This is a genomic window from Streptomyces sp. NPDC042259, assembly GCF_055582085.1.
In genome coordinates this window covers 69,752-86,330 of the sequence record NZ_JBVJDW010000004.1, presented here as the reverse complement: position 1 = coordinate 86,330, position 16,579 = coordinate 69,752, and the positions used below count along the sequence as shown (strand labels likewise).

Annotated in this window: 15 protein-coding genes and 1 tRNA gene; 5 read left to right on the top strand and 11 right to left on the bottom strand. The window is 72.5% G+C overall.

Going from position 1 to position 16,579, the window contains the following annotated elements:
* Positions 1 to 32: 32 nt before the first annotated feature.
* The 8 genes from ACZ6MA_RS12600 to mshD all read right to left on the bottom strand — a co-directional run bounded on the left by ACZ6MA_RS12600 (position 33) and on the right by mshD (position 8,822).
* Positions 33 to 467 (bottom strand): NUDIX hydrolase, encoded by a 435-nt coding sequence (locus tag ACZ6MA_RS12600; protein ID WP_469433272.1) that lies wholly within the window; start codon positions 465 to 467, stop codon positions 33 to 35.
* On the bottom strand, positions 464 to 1,615 hold the full coding sequence (locus ACZ6MA_RS12595) for a CHAD domain-containing protein (RefSeq protein WP_469433271.1): 1,152 nt from the start codon (positions 1,613 to 1,615) through the stop codon (positions 464 to 466). The genes ACZ6MA_RS12600 and ACZ6MA_RS12595 overlap by 4 nt, the downstream gene beginning before the upstream one ends.
* A 40-nt stretch (positions 1,616 to 1,655) precedes the next feature.
* The gene (locus tag ACZ6MA_RS12590) at positions 1,656 to 4,019 is read right to left on the bottom strand and encodes an RNA degradosome polyphosphate kinase (protein WP_469433270.1); all 2,364 of its coding nucleotides are present in this window, start codon (positions 4,017 to 4,019) and stop codon (positions 1,656 to 1,658) included.
* 262 nt (positions 4,020 to 4,281) lie between these two features.
* Positions 4,282 to 5,292 carry a hypothetical protein gene (locus ACZ6MA_RS12585; protein ID WP_469433269.1) on the bottom strand — a complete coding sequence of 337 codons (1,011 nt, stop codon included), beginning with the start codon at positions 5,290 to 5,292 and terminating at the stop codon, positions 4,282 to 4,284.
* On the bottom strand, positions 5,289 to 6,332 hold the full coding sequence (locus tag ACZ6MA_RS12580; RefSeq protein ID WP_469433268.1) for an ABC transporter permease: 1,044 nt from the start codon (positions 6,330 to 6,332) through the stop codon (positions 5,289 to 5,291). The genes ACZ6MA_RS12585 and ACZ6MA_RS12580 overlap by 4 nt, the downstream gene beginning before the upstream one ends.
* Complete coding sequence (locus tag ACZ6MA_RS12575) at positions 6,329 to 7,267, bottom strand: ABC transporter ATP-binding protein (RefSeq protein ID WP_469433266.1); 939 nt, start codon at positions 7,265 to 7,267, stop codon at positions 6,329 to 6,331. Before ACZ6MA_RS12575 ends, ACZ6MA_RS12580 begins: the two co-directional genes overlap by 4 nt.
* Positions 7,264 to 7,716, bottom strand: coding sequence for a GntR family transcriptional regulator (locus tag ACZ6MA_RS12570; RefSeq protein WP_469433265.1), 453 nt, complete (start codon positions 7,714 to 7,716; stop codon positions 7,264 to 7,266). Before ACZ6MA_RS12570 ends, ACZ6MA_RS12575 begins: the two co-directional genes overlap by 4 nt.
* 179 nt (positions 7,717 to 7,895) lie before the next feature.
* Complete coding sequence (gene mshD / locus ACZ6MA_RS12565) at positions 7,896 to 8,822, bottom strand: mycothiol synthase (RefSeq protein WP_469433264.1); 927 nt, start codon at positions 8,820 to 8,822, stop codon at positions 7,896 to 7,898.
* Between the two features lie 218 nt (positions 8,823 to 9,040).
* On the opposite strand from mshD, the gene ACZ6MA_RS12560 reads away from it, so the two are divergent.
* The 3 genes from ACZ6MA_RS12560 to cspE all read left to right on the top strand — a co-directional run bounded on the left by ACZ6MA_RS12560 (position 9,041) and on the right by cspE (position 11,692).
* Entirely contained in the window at positions 9,041 to 10,888 is a 1,848-nt protein-coding gene (locus ACZ6MA_RS12560; protein WP_469433262.1) for a bifunctional metallophosphatase/5'-nucleotidase, read from the top strand.
* Between the two features lie 203 nt (positions 10,889 to 11,091).
* Positions 11,092 to 11,388 carry an RNA recognition motif domain-containing protein gene (locus ACZ6MA_RS12555; RefSeq protein WP_469433261.1) on the top strand — a complete coding sequence of 99 codons (297 nt, stop codon included), beginning with the start codon at positions 11,092 to 11,094 and terminating at the stop codon, positions 11,386 to 11,388.
* 94 nt (positions 11,389 to 11,482) lie between these two features.
* Complete coding sequence (gene cspE, locus ACZ6MA_RS12550) at positions 11,483 to 11,692, top strand: transcription antiterminator/RNA stability regulator CspE (RefSeq protein WP_469433259.1); 210 nt, start codon at positions 11,483 to 11,485, stop codon at positions 11,690 to 11,692.
* Positions 11,693 to 11,781: 89 nt separating this feature from the next.
* Here cspE and ACZ6MA_RS12545 read toward each other — a convergent pair whose 3' ends face one another.
* Positions 11,782 to 12,651 (bottom strand): NAD(P)H-binding protein, encoded by an 870-nt coding sequence (locus tag ACZ6MA_RS12545; RefSeq protein ID WP_469433258.1) that lies wholly within the window; start codon positions 12,649 to 12,651, stop codon positions 11,782 to 11,784.
* 217 nt (positions 12,652 to 12,868) lie between these two features.
* Here ACZ6MA_RS12545 and ACZ6MA_RS12540 point away from each other — a divergent pair, with 217 nt between their 5' ends.
* Complete coding sequence (locus tag ACZ6MA_RS12540) at positions 12,869 to 14,164, top strand: LmeA family phospholipid-binding protein (protein WP_469433256.1); 1,296 nt, start codon at positions 12,869 to 12,871, stop codon at positions 14,162 to 14,164.
* Between the two features lie 43 nt (positions 14,165 to 14,207).
* Positions 14,208 to 14,281 (top strand) — tRNA-Lys (locus ACZ6MA_RS12535).
* A gap of 94 nt (positions 14,282 to 14,375) precedes the next feature.
* Here ACZ6MA_RS12535 and ACZ6MA_RS12530 read toward each other — a convergent pair.
* The gene (locus ACZ6MA_RS12530) at positions 14,376 to 15,764 is read right to left on the bottom strand and encodes a sensor histidine kinase (RefSeq protein WP_469433255.1); all 1,389 of its coding nucleotides are present in this window, start codon (positions 15,762 to 15,764) and stop codon (positions 14,376 to 14,378) included.
* Positions 15,761 to 16,549, bottom strand: a complete 789-nt coding sequence (locus ACZ6MA_RS12525; RefSeq protein ID WP_469434076.1) for a response regulator transcription factor — start codon at positions 16,547 to 16,549, stop codon at positions 15,761 to 15,763. The genes ACZ6MA_RS12530 and ACZ6MA_RS12525 overlap by 4 nt, the downstream gene beginning before the upstream one ends.
* Between the last annotated feature and the right edge of the window lie 30 nt (positions 16,550 to 16,579).

Sequence of the window (16,579 nt, the reverse complement as noted above, 5' to 3'; positions counted from 1 at the left end):
AGCGCGCCGGAGAAAAGTTGACAAGCCTGGGCTCAAGCTTCGTGCGCATCGGCTCCTAAGGCGGCCAGCAGCGCGTCGACGAGCCGGCGGTCGCGCTCGCGGGTGAGGCGGTCGCGGGCCGCGTCCGGCGGCAGCCACAGGAAGCGGTCGACCTCGCGGCTGGGCGCGAACGCGCCCCCCGTCGCCCGGGCCGCCCAGTACCGCACCTCCTTGGGCCGTCCTTCCGACGGATAGCGCGCGGTGGGCAGGGCCGCCCCCACCTCGCACGTCATGCCGGTCTCCTCCAGGACCTCCCGCAGCGCGCCGGACAGGGCGTCCTCGCCGCGCTTGAGCTTGCCCTTCGGCCAGGACCAGTCGTCGTACTTCGGCCGGTGGACGAGGCCGAGCTCCAGTCGGCCGTCGTCGGGGGAACGGCGCCAGAGGGCGCAGCCCGCCGCCAGGACGGGTCCGTGACCGGGCCCGGTCACGGTGTCGTCACCGCCAGCCGCTGCCAGAGCCGGCCGAAGGCGAAGCGGGCGGCTTCCACGTCGTGGCGCTGGTCGGCGTGGAGCACCCCCAGCGCGTACGCGGTGGCCGGTGCGATGCGGGGTGTCCGGGCCGCGGCCGCGGCGGCCGCGGCGGCCTCCGCCGCGTCGCGGTGCCGGTCCAGGGCCTGGCTCGCCCCCAACAGACGTACGGTCAGCGCGGGTTCGACCTCGATCTGGTCCTGCTCGTCCAGCACCTCCTGGCCGTACCGCCGCAGTCGTACCAGCCGTCGCACCTGGTGCCAGGAGGCGTCCTGCCGCCCCTCGGCGGGCGGGGCGTCGGCCGCCGGCGTCGCGGCGAGGCCGTGGGAGAGGGCCTCGCCGTTGTACGGATGGCCCGCGACGGACAGCGGCAGCGTCTCGACGGCCTCGGCCAGCCGGCGGTGTGCCTGGTCGACGAAGTGCGTCAGGGTCTCGTGGGCGCGGAGGTCGTGGGCCGCGGGGTCCAGCGGGACCTCCGAGGCGAGCACGGCGACGTGGTCGGCGACGGCGTGGAAGCGCGAGGAGCCCAGCGCCTGCAGGGCCGCAGAATGGGCCCGCGTCCGCGCCAGGGTCAGCCGGCGCTCCAGCAGTGCCCCCGCCCGGGCCGCGCCGACGGTCAGCGCGCCGCTCCCGGCCCCCTCCCGCGACGCCCGCCGCGCGCCGGCCGCCGGGTCCGGTTCGGCTTCCCCGATGCCCGCGCCCGACAGCCGGTGCAGCGCCCCCCGCAGCCGGGCCAGCCGGGCCGCGTGGGCGTGCTCGTGGGCCAGGGTCTGCGACAGCCACACCAGCTCGGAGCGGAGCTGGTCCGTCCAGACCGTGTCCGTCAGCGGCCGGTAGACGTGCAGGGCGCCGAAGAGGCGCCGGGCCGAGCGGCGCAGCAGCCGCGCCGCCTCGGTCGCGTCCTCGGCGTCGGCGCCGCTCTCGCCGTGCGTCCGCAGGCTGCGCAGGAATTCGGTGGCCTGGGTGTGCAGATAACTTGCCAGTACCTCCCCCGCCGTCGCGTTCCCCGCGCGGCGGGCGGACGGCCCGGTGCCCGCGGGGGCCGGGAGCGCGGGGGGCGGGGTCGCGGGGGCGCGGGTGCCCGTGCCCACCGGGGGTTTCGTCGTCATCGTGTCCCGCCCGCCGAGAGCGCGGTCCGTAATCGGCGGATCATGTCGCTGAGCCACGCCGGCGCCTCCGGGCGTCTATGAGCATCTCCTGTACGTTCCGCAGCGGCTGCCCGTCGGCGTCCGTCGCCTGCCGGGTCCAGCCGCCGTCCCCGCCGAGGTGCCAGGACGCGGTGGTGTCCGACATCCCCGTCTCCAGCAGTCTGCCGAGGGCGGCCCGGTGCCCGGGGTCGGTGACCCGCACCAGCGCCTCGATGCGCCGGTCGAGATTGCGGTGCATCATGTCCGCGCTGCCGAGCCACACCTCCGGTTCGCCGCCGTTGCCGAAGACGAACACCCGGGAGTGCTCCAGGAACCGGCCGAGCACGCTGCGCACCCTGATGTTCTCCGACAGCCCGGCGACGCCCGGTCTCAGGGCGCAGATGCCGCGCACCCACACGTCCACCGGCACCCCGGCCCGCGACGCCCGGTACAGGGCGTCGATGACGGTCTCGTCGACCATCGAGTTGACCTTGACGCGGACGTACGCGGGCCGCCCGGCCCGGTGGTGCGCGACCTCCTTCGCGATGCGGGCCACCAGCCCGTCGCGCAGTGATCTGGGGGCCACCAGCAGCCGGCGGTAGGTCTCGCGGCGCGAGTATCCCGACAGCCGGTTGAAGAGGTCGGAGAGGTCGGCCCCCACCTGCGGGTCGGCGGTGAGCAGCCCGAGGTCCTCGTACAACCGGGCGGTCTTGGGGTGGTAGTTGCCGGTGCCGACGTGCGAGTAGCGGCGCAGCGTCTCGCCCTCCTGGCGGACCACCAGCGACAGCTTGCAGTGGGTCTTCAGCCCGACCAGCCCGTAGACGACGTGACAGCCGGCCTCCTCCAGCTTCCGCGCCCATTTGATGTTGGCCTGCTCGTCGAAGCGGGCCTTGATCTCCACCAGGACGAGGACCTGCTTGCCGGACTCCGCGGCGTCTATCAGCGCGTCGACGATGGGCGAGTCGCCGGAGGTCCGGTACAGCGTCTGCTTGATGGCCAGCACGTCCGGGTCGGCCGCGGCCTGTTCCAGGAAGGCCTGGACGGAGGTGGAGAAGGAGTCGTACGGGTGGTGCAGCAGCACGTCCCGCTCGCGCAGGGCCGCGAAGATGTCGGGGGCGGAGGCGGATTCGACCTCGGCGAGGTCCCGGTGGGTGCCCGCCACGAACTTGGGGAATTTCAGCTCGGGCCGGTCCAGGGCGGCAATCCGGAAGAGCGCGGTGAGGTCGAGCGGGCCGGGCAGCGGATAGACCTCGGCGTCGGAGATCTTGAGTTCGCGGACCAGCAGGTCGAGGACGTACGGGTCGATGGTCTCCTCGACCTCCAGCCGTACGGGCGGGCCGAAGCGGCGCCGCATCAGCTCCTTCTCCAGGGCCTGGAGCAGGTTCTCGGCGTCGTCCTCCTCGACCTCGAGGTCCTCGTTGCGGGTCACCCGGAACATGTGGTGCGCGAGCACCTCCATGCCGGGGAACAGCTCCTCCAGATGGGCCGCGATGACGTCCTCCAGCGGGACGTACCGCTGGGGGGACGCCTCCAGGAACCGCGACAGCAGCGGCGGCACCTTCACCCGGGCGAAGTGCCGGTGGCCGCTGACCGGGTTGCGGACGACCACGGCGAGGTTGAGCGACAGCCCGGAGATGTACGGGAAGGGGTGCGCGGGGTCGACGGCCAGGGGCGTCAGCACGGGGAAGATCTGCTGCCGGAACAGGGTGAACAGCCGCCCCTGCTCCTTCTCCGACAGCTCCTGCCAGCGGATGAGGTGGATGTCCCGCTCGGCCAGCTCGGGGGCGACGTCCTGCTGGTAGCAGGCCGCGTGCCGGGCCATGAGTTCGCGTGAGCGGGTCCAGATCAGCTCCAGGACCTCGCGCGGCTGGAGGCCGGACGCCGAGCGGGTCGCGACACCGGTCGCTATGCGCCGCTTGAGGCCGGCGACCCGGACCATGAAGAACTCGTCGAGGTTGTTGGCGAAGATCGCCAGGTAGTTGGCCCGCTCCAGAAGGGGCGTCGCCGGGTCCTCCGCCAGCTCCAGCACCCGTTCGTTGAAGGCCAGCCAGCTGCGTTCCCGGTCGAGGAAGCGCCCCTGGGGCAGCTCCTCGGTGTCCGCGCCGTCCGGGCCGCCCGAGCCGTCCGGGCCGCTCCGAAGGTGCTCCCCCGCCGAGTGGCCGCGCTCGTACCCGTCCCCCCGGTCCATCGGGGAGCCGATGCCGTAGCCGTCGAGCCCGGCGTCCAGGTCGGGCTCCAGTCCGGGCCCCTCAGGGGCGGTGGCCGTCCGCGGCCGGTGCGCGGTGATGGACCCCACCGAGGGCTGCGGCCGGGGGCTCCCCCACGGGTCCAGCGGCCGGTCCGGATGCGGATCGTCGGGTGCCTGAGCGCTGGGAGGCCGGTTCATACCTCCATGGTGCCGCGCCGCGGGCACGGTGGGCTCGTCGGAGACGGGCGCCGGGGCTGCGCGTCGTCTCCGGCCGGGGGTTCGAGACACGGCGGGCTGCATTCGGCAAGGTTCGCAACCGCGGTTGAATCATGGGTAACGCGCACATGGCGCGCAGGAAAGCGGGACCCTACCCCGTGGGGTCGGTATCCCCCGCGCGAAGGCCTTCCAAGCGCGTACGCCCGCCCACGAAGGTGGACGGGCGTACGGCAGGGGCGCTCGGTCAGTGGTGGGCGCGCCGCATCCACCACAACGCGCCGCCCGCGAGGAGCACGGCGAGCACGGTGACGATGCCCGCCTGGGCCCACTGCAGGGGCCAGAGGTGGCTGTACGGGTGGGACTCGATGTACCAACCGCTCGCGCCGTGGTCCGCGAGGCACTGCGCGGGCTTGACGCCGATGCCGCAGTCCGGTTCCACCATGTGCCGGCCGTCCGGGCCGACCATGCCGCGCTCGAACCACCAGGTGCGGTGTCCGAGCAGGCCCGGCATGTCGGCGGACAGCTTCGTCACCGGGGTGACCAGGTACTGCCGCAGGGAGCCGACCGCCGTCATCACCGTCCCGGTGGCCAGCATGGCGATGATCACGGCCGGGAAGGCGCGCTTGACCAGCAGCCCGACGAGCGCGCCGACGGCCACCCCGGCCAGGGCGAAGGTGACGGGCGCGAGCCCGAGCGCGTTGAACGACTGGTGCCAGACCTGGCCGGGCAGCAGCACGTCACCGTGCTCGCGGTCGCCCACGACCCGCCAGCACCAGGTGTAGAGCGCGGAGAGCACCGAGGTCCCGGCGAGCACGACCACCGCCGGCAGCACCAGCTTCGCCGCGAACCAGCGCAGCGGCGAACCGGACTGCGACCAGGCCACCTTGTAGGTGCCGCTCTCCAGCTCGCGCGCCACCATCGGGCCCGCGACGAACGCCGCCGTCAGTGGGGGCAGGAATTCCAGCAGCAGACCCGCGTAGTGCAGGTAAGTGCCGTACGAGCCCCGGAATTCGGCCACCTTCACCGACGAGCCCTCGCACTCGAAGGCGTCGCAGACGGCCAGCAGACGATGCGCGTCGATGAAGTCCGCCATCGCGCCGTGCAGCCACACCAGGGCTCCGGCGAACGCGAGGAAGAACGCCGACAGGATCCACGCGGTGGTGCGGTGCTGCCGTACGACGGTCCAGCCGAGGGCGCGCGCACCCGGCGCGCGCGGGGTCGCGGTACGGGCCGTGGGTACCGAAGTCATGGTCACGCCGTCGCCTTACGGGAGGAGGAGGTGGCCGCCGGGGCCTGGGAACGGTGGCGCAGCAGCCAACAGGCGGCGACGGCCAGGAGCAGGGCGAGACCGACGAAGATCCCGGTCTCGGCCCACTGCATGGGCCACAGGTGGGAGCTGGGGTGGAGGTCCGCGTACCAGTCGGTCGCGCCGTTGCGGGCCAGGCACTCGGCGTCGGAGATGTCCATGTCGCACCAGAGGGACTTGATGCGGCCCACGTCCGGGCCGACGCCGCCGCGCTCGATGACCCAGGCGGTGTCGGGAGGCGACGGCCGCTCGGCGTAGAGCGTCGTCACCGGGCTGATCACATAGGGCCGCAGGACGTCCAGCGCCCAGATCAGCAGGCCGGAGACCACCAGGGTGACGCCCATGGCCGCGATCGTGCGCCTGACCAGCAGACCGACGAGCGTGCCGAGGGCGACCGCCAGCAGGGCGTGCGCGACGGGGGCGGGGCCCATCATGTCGAACGTGTACCACCAGCGCTGGTACAGCAGGTCGGGCGGAAAGGAATGCCAGGTCCAGGCGTAGGCCGCCGACAGCAGCGAGAAGGCGGCGAGCACGGCCACGGCGGCCGTGGCGAGCTTCACCCCGAGCCAGCGCAGGGGTGAACCCGACTGCGACCAGACCACCTTGTAGGTGCCGCTCTCCAGTTCGCGTGCCACCATCGGCCCGGCCACGAACAGGCCGGCCACCCAGGGCAGGAACCGTAGCAACCACCCGATTTTGTCGAGGAGATCGCCGTAGCCGACGCGGAATGCGCTGATGGCCTGCCAGTCGCGTTCCGTGCACGTCTCGGCCTCCTCGCACCCGCGGTGCAGGCCCTGGCCGTCGAGGTAGGCGTTGCCCGCGAACCTCAGCCACACCAGCGTGCCGACGAGCGCGACGAGCAGGACGAGTCCGGTCCACACGGCGGCCCGGTGCTGCCGCCACACCAGCCAGGCCATGCCGCGCGGACGGGGCAGCCGGGAGCGGGGGACGGCGGCGGTGGCCGGGGCGGCCCGGGTGGCGGTGCTCACGCCGCCCCCTTCGCGGCGCGGCGCGGCTCCGCGCTGGGTGTGAGCAGCACCGGGGCGCCGGGCGAGCGCAGATGCGCGAGGAGCAGCTCCTCCAGGCTCGGTTCGGAGACCTCCCAGCGGCCCGCGACCGGGCCGTCGGTGCGCACGAGCGCGCTGAACTGGCGCCCGGTGGCGCTGGATTCGACGACCGTGTGCCCGGCCAGCTCCGGCGGCACGCCGGGCCCCTCGTGGCGGCCGAGGAGCAGGGAATGTCCGGCGATCAGGTCCTCGATCTCGCCCGCGAGCCGCACCTGGCCGTCGGCCACGAGCAGCAGGTAGTCGCAGACGCCGTCGAGTTCGGCGAGCACGTGCGAGGCCATCACGACGGTGGTGGCGCGTTCGGCCGCCTCGGCCATGAGGGTGGCCATCATCCGGTGGCGGACGAGCGGGTCGAGATCGCTCATCGGCTCGTCCAGCAGCAGGAGTTCGGGCCGCTTGCCGAAGGCGAGGGCGAGCGCGACGCGGGTGCGCTGGCCGCCGGAGAGGGAGCCGACGCGGGCGTCGAAGGGCAGGTTCCCGTCCCGTACGAGGCGCTCGGCGGCGGCCTGGTCCCAGACGGCCGGGTTGAGTTCACGGCCAAGGCGCAGCGTGTCGGCGATCGTGAAGTGGGGGTAGAGCGGCTTCTCCTGGGCGACGAACGCCACCCGGGGCCGGACGGCGGGGTCGGTGGGCCCGGCGCCGAAGACCGTGAGCGTGCCGGTGGTGGGCCGCCGCAGGCCCGCCGCGAGGGAGAGCAGGGTGGACTTGCCGGCGCCGTTCGGTCCGACGAGGGCGCAGATCCGCCCGGCGGGCAGGCGGAAGGAGCAGTCGCGCAGCGCCCAGCCGCGACGGTGCTTCACCCCGACGCCGACCGCCTGCAGGGCGGTCCGGTCGGGCTGAAAGGTCAGGTCGGTCATGCGGTCCCCTTGTTCCCCTTGTTCATGTGGTGCGCCTCGTTCACGTGGTGCGCCCCGGGCCGCCCGTGGCCGCCGAAGCTCTCGTCCAGCACGGAGGCGACCAGCGCGGCCACGTCCTCGCGGTCGAGCCCGGCCGCGCGTGCGCGGTCCGTCCAGTCGGCCAGTTCGGCCCGCAGCGGCGAATCCGCGGCGGCTTCGGGCCGCGCCAGCGACCGCCGCACGAAGGTCCCCAGTCCGGGGCGCGGCTCGACCAGTCCTTCGCGGTCGAGTTCGCGGTAGGCCTTCAGGACGGTGTTCGGGTTGATGGCCGTGGCCGCGACGACCTCCTTGGCCGTCGGCAGCTTGTCGCCGGGGGCGAGCAGGCCCAGCCGGAGGGCCTGCTTCACCTGCAGGACGATCTGCAGATAGGTGGCGACTCCGCTCCGCCGGTCGATGCGGAATTCGACCACGCGCCTCACACCCTTTCACTACTTGATTAGTGAAAGGGTGGTGGAAGGGTGCGGCGCTGTCAACCGCCGCCGATCGCGGCGGACACGCGAAACCGCCCTCCAGGGCGGTCCTGGAGGGCGGTTTCGGGGTTTTCGCCGGGCGGTGCGGCGCGGCGGATATGCGCGAATGCCGAACGGGCTCAGCTCTCCGAGCGGTACATCAGATCCGTCTCGTAGACCTGGAACCCGAGGCGCTCGTAGACGGTGACGGCGGGCTTGTTGTCCGCGTCGACGTAGAGCATGGCCGTCGGCAGGCCCTCGCCCGCCAGGTGCCGCAGTCCGGTCGCGGTCAGCGCGCGGCCGAGCCCGCCGCCCTGCGCGCCGGGCCGCACGCCCACCACGTACACCTCGCCGATCCCCTGGTCGGCGTGGACCTTCGTCCAGTGGAAGCCGACGATGTCGCCGTCCTTCTCGGCGAGGAAGAAGCCCTTCGGGTCGAACCAGGCCTGGGCCTTGCGGTCGTCGAGGTCCCGCTGGGTGAGCGAGCCCTGCTCGGGGTGGTGGGCGAACGCCTCGGCGTTCACCGCCAGCCACCGCTCGTCGTCCTCGCCGGGACGGAACGTCCGTACGCGCACGCCCTCGGGCAGGGCGGGCTCGGGGAGGTCGAGACCGGCCAGCGGCCTGCGCATCTGGCGCAGCTCGCGGAAGAGGCTCAGCCCGAGCACCTGCGCGAGGTGCCGGGCGGCCGGGTGCCCGCCGTGCGCCCAGACCCGCAGCCGCTTGCCCGACTCGGCCAGCAGCGCCGTGCCGAGCGCCCGCCCGTGGCCGCGACCGCGCCGGCCGGGCCGGACGACCAGCTCGCCCGCCGGGGCCTCCACGGGATCGCTGTCCTCCAGCTGGGCGTATCCGACGAGTTCGCCGTCGGAGTCCCGCAGCAGCAGGTGCCGCACCCCCGGCCGCACCCCTTCGAGCTGCAACCGGCCCTGCTCGGAGACGGCCGGCTGACCGTCGGCGTCGGCGGCCTCCGCCACCAGCGACAGCACCTCCCGCACCAGCTCGGGCGCCAGCTCCGGCAGAACCTCGATCGACCGCGGTCCGCCCGCGTCGTACACCACCACGTCACTCATGGCCTTGAGCCTACGACCCGGGCGGGGCGCTACCGGGGGTACGCCGTGGCGTGCCCGCCCGGCCGGTGGGGAAGTGACGGGGAACCGGCAGGGAACCGGCGGCCGGAAGCTACCAATTCGTCACCTCAACCCTCCTGTCGCGCTACGCGCGTTGACCGTAAGCTGCGGCCGACCCACCTGCTGTAACACCAGCACAACATCATTACAAAGGGGAACAAATGCCCGCGACGCCTCATGCGACGCCGCCACGGAAGCGCCTCGCCGGACGGCTGACCGCCACCGCGGCCGTGCTCGCCGCCACCGCCGGAGTGCTCTCCGCCGCCGCCCCGGCGGGCGCGAACGGCACGGTGGCCGCCGACAGCGCGCACAGCGGCAAGCAGCGCCACGGCCGCACGGTCGACGTGCAGCTGCTCTCCTTCAACGACCTGCACGGCAACCTGGAGGCCCCGCAGGGCTCCTCCGGCACCGTCACCGAGACGCAGCCCGACGGCACGAAGAAGGTCATACCGGCGGGCGGCGTCGAATACCTCGCCAACTCGCTGCGCACCGCCCGCCGGGGCCACGAGTACTCGATCACCGCGGCGGCCGGCGACATGATCGGCGCGAGCCCGATGATGAGCGGCCTCTTCCACGACGAGCCGACCATCGAGGCACTCAACAAGATCGAGCTGGACGCCACCTCCGTCGGCAACCACGAGTTCGACGAGGGCCGCGCCGAGCTGCTGCGCATGCAGCGGGGCGGCTGCCACCCCAAGGAGGGCTGCTTCGAGAAGGGCAAGAAGTTCCGCGGCGCGGACTTCCCCTACCTCGCGGCGAACGTCACCGACGAGAAGACCGGCAAGCCGATCCTGAAGCCCTACACGATCTGGAAGCACAAGGGCGTGAAGATCGGCATCATCGGTCTCACCCTGGAGGGCACCCCGGACGTCGTGACGGCCGAGGGCGTCAAGGGCCTCAAGTTCCACGACGAGGTCGAGACGATCGACAAGTACGCCAAGGAACTCGACCGCCAGGGCGTGAAGTCCATCGTCACCCTCATCCACGAGGGCGGCATGCCGGCGTCGGGTTCGTACAACTACGACTGCGACACCCCGGGCGCGGGCGCGGGCATCTCCGGGCCCATCGTCGAGATCGCCAAGAGGGTGACCCCGAAGGTCGACGCCCTCGTCACCGGCCACACCCACCAGGCCTACGCCTGCACCATCCCCGACCCGTCGGGCGCGCCGCGCACGGTCACCTCGGCGGCCTCCTTCGGCCGTGTCTACACCGACACGACGCTGACCTACGACCGGCGGACGAAGGACATCGTCCGGACGAGCGTCAAGGGCCCGCGTGCCACGAACCACGTCGTCGACCGTGAGCAGCCCAAGGCCGCGGACATGACCCGGCTCATCGACCGCTGGAAGACCCTGGCGGCCCCGGTCGCGAACAAGCCGGTCGGCTACATCTCCGCCGACATCAACGGCCGCGGCTCGGAGGCGTACGAGAAGCCGCTCGGCGATGTGCTCACGGACGCCCAGCTGGAGGCCCTGGCCCCGGCCGACAAGGGCGGCGCGCAGATCGCGTTCATGAACCCCGGCGGCATCCGCTCGGACCTCGCCTTCAAGGCGTCGGGCGCCGAGGGCGACGGCGTCGTGACCTACGGCGAGGCGTTCACGGTCCAGCCGTTCACCAACATGACGAACGTCGTCGACCTCACCGGCGCGCAGGTCATCGCCGCCCTCCAGCAGCAGGTCAGCGGCCCCAACGAGCCGCAGCCGAAGATCTTGCAGGTGAGCCGGGGGCTGACCTACACGCTCGACCTCACCAAGCAGGGCGCGGACCGTGTCGTCGCCTCGTCGGTGAAGCTGAACGGCACCGCGATCGACCCGGGAAAGACGTACCGGGTCGCGATGAACGAGTTCCTCGCGGGCGGCGGCGACGGCTTCCCCGCCTTCAAGGAGGGCAAGAACAAGCTCGTGGGCGCCTCGGACCTCGATGCCTTCACCTCGTACCTCACCGCGCACTCCTCGGCGGCCTCGCCGCTGGCTCCGCCGAAGGGTGACCGGATCACGATCGTGAAGTGACCTCGGGCCGCGACGGGCTGTTGTGGCCGGCCCGAACACGCGCGCGGGGCATCGAAGATCACCGCGCCGGGGTCTGTCGCTTTGGTGAGGATGTTGTGGCCGTGGCCGGAAAGGGGCCGGGGGCTCTTGTCCGCGTCCGGTGCGGCTGCGACGGTTCGGGTCGGTTCGGCGCAGCCGGCCGTCACAGCGAGGGAGAGTCGACCGTGTCGAAGAGGCTTTACGTGGGCAACTTGAGCTATCGGACGACGGAGGGCGACCTGACCGCACTCTTCCGGGAGGCGGGTCCGGTGCAGAGCGTCAGCATCGTCACCGACCGCGACACGGGCCGTTCGAAGGGCTTCGCGTTCGTCGAGATGGGCGACGGTGACGCGGCCGGGGCCGTCGAGCGGTTCAACGGCACGGAACTCGACGGGCGCCAGCTCAACGTCAACGAGGCCCGGCCCCGCGAGGAGCGTTCGGGCGGTCGCGGCGGGTACGGCGGCGGCGGCCGCCGCGGCTGATCCCGCACCGGTCCCAAGTCGGCCGGAAATCGCGCTCCTTCGCCCGCACGGCGTGAGACGGTGATCTTTGATCGCACCGACAGGAGGAATCGCGATGGCGAAGATCACGGGCCAGGTCAAGTGGTTCAACGAGGCGAAGGGCTTCGGCTTCATCAGCCCCGCCGACGGGTCCAAGGACGTCTTCGTCCACTTCTCGGCGATCCAGGGCAATGGCTTCAAGACACTGGCCGAGGGCCAGAACGTCGAGTTCGAGATCCAGGACGGCCAGAAGGGCCCCGCGGCCGCGAACGTCAACGCGATCTAGACCGGGTGTCGCGGGTCGGGGGCGGGCCGAGCCCGTCCCCGACCCGTCCCGCGTGCGAGGCGGTGGCACCGGCCCGTCAGCGGAGCCCGTCAGCGGAAGTCGGCCACGTGGTCCCGCGCCCACTGCTCGAACGAGCGGGCGGGGTGGCCCGTCACCCGCTGGACGGCGTCCGTGACCAACGGCTTCTGGCCCACGGTGGCCCCGGAGTACCGGATGATGTCCTCGGCGGCGACCGTCGGGACGCCGGCCCGCTCCATGGCGGCGAGGGCGTCCTCGAAGGACACCTCCTCGAAGGACACCTCCTCGAAGCGCACCTCCGGCCGGCCGAGGACACGGCCGATGGTGCCGACCTGCTCCGCCACCGTCAGCCCCACCGGGCCGGTCACCACATAGGCCTGGCCGAGGTGCGTGCCCGTCGTGTCCAGCAGCGCCTCGGCGGCGACGTCCGCGAGATCCGCCTCGTGCACGGGGGCCGCGACGGCCCGCGCGTAGGGGCCGCGCACGACGCCCTCGGCGCGGATCGGCTCCGCCCACTGCAAGGCGTTCGTGGCGTACATGCCGCCGCGCACGAAGGTCCACTCCACGCCCGAGTCCCGGATCGCGCGCTCGGCCGCCGCGTGGGCGCGCGCGATGAAGCCGTCCTCGTCGGCGGGCGTACCGGTGACGGCCATCGAGGAGTTGAGGACGATCCGCCGCACCCCGGCCTTCACCGCCGCGTCGATCAGGGGGCCCGCCTCCAGGCCCGTGGCGGCGATGTTGAGGAACAGCGCCCGCGCGCCGGTCAGGAGCGCGTCCAGTTCCGCCCCGCCGGTCAGATCGGCCCGTACCACCTCGACGCCCGCCGGCAGGCCCGCCCGCTCGGGGTCACGGCTCACCGCCCGCACGGGGGTGCCGGCGGTAAGCAGCCGGTCCACCAGTTCGCGGCCTACGTTTCCGGTCGCTCCCGTCACCACGATCATGAGTACGTTCTCCCGTCAGGTCGGTCAAGGCACACACGGCATACACACGGCACTCGCCTGGTGAAAGCGTCCCGGCTTGTGCCTTGCCGCCACGCTAAACGGCCGGTTCACCGTGGGGGAAAACACATCCCTCCAACGGCCGGAAATAGCGCAGGATTTACGCGTAACCGGCAGTAGGCCTTGCGTCCGGGGTCCGCACGCGTGGTGGGATGTGGTGATGCGAACCCCCACACGCATACCTTCCCGTCCCCCCAATCCGTATGACGAACTCGCTTCCCTGGCCGACCCGGAAGAGACTCTGCACGAAATACCGGCCGGCGTAGCCGACGCGGCCGACGACCGGACCGACGACGATCCCCTGGGCCTGGGGCTGAGGTACGACGATCCGCCGGACGATCCCCCGCACGACGCCCCGGCCGGGGAATCCGGCGGGGAAGACGCCTGGTCGCCGCCCGACCACCGGCGTGCCAGGCGCTCCCGGCGCCGTCGTCGCCGGTTCTCCGCCGTGCCGCTCACGGTGAAGTTGCTGTTCGCCGTCGTGGCCTGTGCCGCATTCCTCGTGCTCGCCGACCGTTGCGCGGTGATGTACGCCGAGAAGAAGGCCCAGCAGGCGCTTCAGCGGCAACTCCATCTGGAGGCGGCCCCGCAGGTGGACATCCACGGCTTTCCCTTTCTCACCCAGGTCTTCGCGAAACGGCTTTCGCGCGTCGACGCGACCGTGCCGGACGTGGCGGCGGACCGGGTTTCGCTGGCGAAGGTGAAGGCGAGCGCCCGGGACGTGCGGCTGACCGGGAATCTCCCGGCCGATGTGCGCGGTGCCGTCATCGGGAATCTGGACGGCGAGGTCCTGTTGGCCTTCGACGACCTGAACCGGGAACTCGGTGCCTCGCAGGTCAAATTCAGTGACCACGGCGGCAATGCGATCCGCGCGGCCGGGACGTTGTCCGTCGCCGGTGAGGAACTGCGCGTCCGGGCGCAGGCCCGGCTGCGGCGGGACGGCGACCGCGGGATCTCCACCGACATCGACGGGATGAGCGTCGATATTCCCCGGGTCGCCACGTACCGCCCGGGCAAGGACAAGGGGCTCGTCCTGCACCGGGAGACCGCCGAGCGCATCAGCCGGGACGCCGCCCGGGTGAAGGCGCTGTTGTCGGTGCCCGCCGTGGCCGAGCGGCTGGGGGTGCCGAAGGAGGCCGCGGCGCTCGCGTTGCGCGACGAGGACCGGCTGCGCGAGGTGACGGGCGCGCCCCGCTTCGTGGAGCGGCTGACGCGGGTGAACCTGGTCGACGTCGTGGTCGACCACCCGTGGCTGCTGAAGCGGATCGGTGTGGATCCGAAACTGGTGTCGGCCCTGATCGCACTGCGGCCGCCCGAGTTGTCGGACCGGCTTTCGCTCTCCTTCCAACTGCCGAAGGAGGCGCGGGACCTGCACCTGCGCCATGTGAAGGTCGAGCGGGACGGCATCCGGGCGGAGCTGACCGGGGTGGAACTGCCCGTCGGCGAGGCCCGTTAGCGGAATCTTTTGCCCACCGAATGGATCATGTAATATTCATTCCGCGCCGCTAGCTCAGTTGGTTAGAGCGGCTGACTCTTAATCAGCAGGTCCGGGGTTCGAGTCCCTGGTGGCGCACGGAACGGGAAAGGCCCCCACCCATGGTGGGGGCCTTCCTCGTGTACCCGGCCGGGTTCGGCCGCCCGGTCCGTCCGGCGGCTGCCGGGCGCGCCTACGGCAGCACCGGCGGGGCCGCCGGCGCGCCCGGCAGCCGCACGGAAGCCACCGTGCCGCCGCCCTCGGCCGTGCGCAGGGTCACCTCGCCGCCCGCCTGCCGCACCGTGCGGGCCACGATCGACAGGCCGAGGCCGCTGCCCGGCAGGCTGCGGGCGGTGGGCGAGCGCCAGAAGCGGTCGAAGACGTGCGGCAGTTCCTCGGGCGGGATGCCCGGCCCGTGGTCGCGTACGGTCAGCTCGCCGCCGGCCAGCCGCACGGCGATCTCCCCGCCCGGCGGGCTGAACTTCACGGCGTTGTCGAGGAGGTTGACCAGCGCCCGTTCCAGGGCGGCGGGCTCCGCGCGGACGAACCACGGGTGCAGCTCGGCCGTGATCGTCAGCCCGGACCCGCGCAGCCGGGCCCGGCCGACGGCCCGCTCGGCGATGTCGTGCAGGGCGAGCACCCGCACCGGGCCGCCGGGGGCGCCGTCCGGCCGGGACAGCTCCTGGAGGTCGCCGATCAGCGCGGCCAGCTCCGTCATCTGCGCCTTGACGCTCGCCAGCAGCTCCTTGCGGTCCTCCGGCGGGATCGCCCGGCCCGTCTCCTCGCTGCGCGCGAGCAGGTCGATGTTGGTGCGCAGCGACGTCAGGGGCGTGCGCAGCTCGTGCCCGGCGTCCGCGATGAGCTGCTGCTGCCGGTCGCGGGAGGAGGCGAGGGCCGCGGTCATGGAGTTGAAGGAGCGGGAGAGACGGGCGATCTCGTCCTCGCCGTCCACGGGGATGCGCACCGCCAGGTCCTCGGTGCGGGCGATGTGCTCGACCGCCCCGGTCAGCCGGTCCACGGGCCGCAGCCCGGCACGGGCGATCCACAGTCCGGCCGTCGCCGCGCCCAGCACGCCCACCCCGGCGGTGATAACCAGCAGGAGCGCGAGGGAGTTGAGGGGTTTGTCGGCCTCGCTCAGCGGCTGGGCGATGGACACGGCGGTGTTCGGCAGCGGGCCCGCGGAGGTCGCGACCCGCATCCGGGTGCCGTCCCTGGCCGTCGCGTTGTGGAGCGTGTCCGACAGCCGCCCCTGGGCGACCGCCAGATCGGCGTCGTCGACCTGGACCGGTGACTTGCCGAGCGTGGTGCAGACCAGACCGCCGGCGGTGACGATCTGCACGGTGTACGAACCGGGCTGCCCCGGCACGCCCGCGGGGTTGGCGTCACAGCTGCGCAGCAGCGCGCTGAGGTAGTCCTTGTCGGCCCGGGCGCTGGTCAGCGTCTCGTCACGCTGGTGGCCGAGCTGCTGCTTGGTGACCAGCCAGCAGGCGCCCGCGGCAAGCGCCACCGCGACGGCGACGGCGGCGGTCGTCAGCAGGGCGAGCCGGGAGCGCAGGGGCAGGCGGCCGAATCTTCGGATCACTCGGCGCCGCCGTCGGCTCGCAGGACGTATCCGACGCCCCGCACGGTGTGCTCGGCGCCGCCGTCGGCTCGCAGGACGTATCCGACGCCCCGCACGGTGTGCACGAGGCGCGGCTCGCCGCCCGCCTCGGTCTTGCGGCGCAGGTACATCACATACACGTCGAGGGAGTTGGAGCTGGGTTCGAACTCGAAGCCCCACACGGACTTGAGGATCTGCTCCCGGGTGAGGACCTGCCGGGGGTGGGTGAGGAACAATTCCAGCAGCGTGAATTCGGTCCGGGTCAGCTCCACCGCCCGCCCGCCCCGGGTCACCTCGCGGGTCGCGAGGTCCATCCGCAGGTCGGCGAAGGTGAGAGCGTGCGCGTCGGCGGGCCCCGAGCCGGTGGCGGTCGCGTAGGAACTGCGCCGGAGCAGGGCCCGGATGCGGGCCAGCAGCTCGTCCAGCTCGAAGGGCTTGACGAGGTAGTCGTCGGCGCCGGCGTCGAGGCCGGTGACGCGGTCGCCGATGGTGTCCCGGGCGGTGAGCATGAGGATCGGCACGGTGGTCCCGGCGGCCCGCAGCCGCCGGGCGGCCGTCAGCCCGTCCATGCGGGGCATGAGGACGTCCAGCACGATCAGCTCGGGGTCGTAGGCGTCGACCTTGTCGAGGGCGTCGAGCCCGTCGACGGCCAGCTCGGTGCCGTAGCCCTCGAAGGCCAGACTGCGGCGCAGCGCTTCACGGACGGCGGGTTCGTCGTCCACGACCAGAATGCGGGCGGGCTGGTCACCGTGCTCGACGGGGCTCATCGCGGGTACCTCACGGGGTTCACGGGTCAT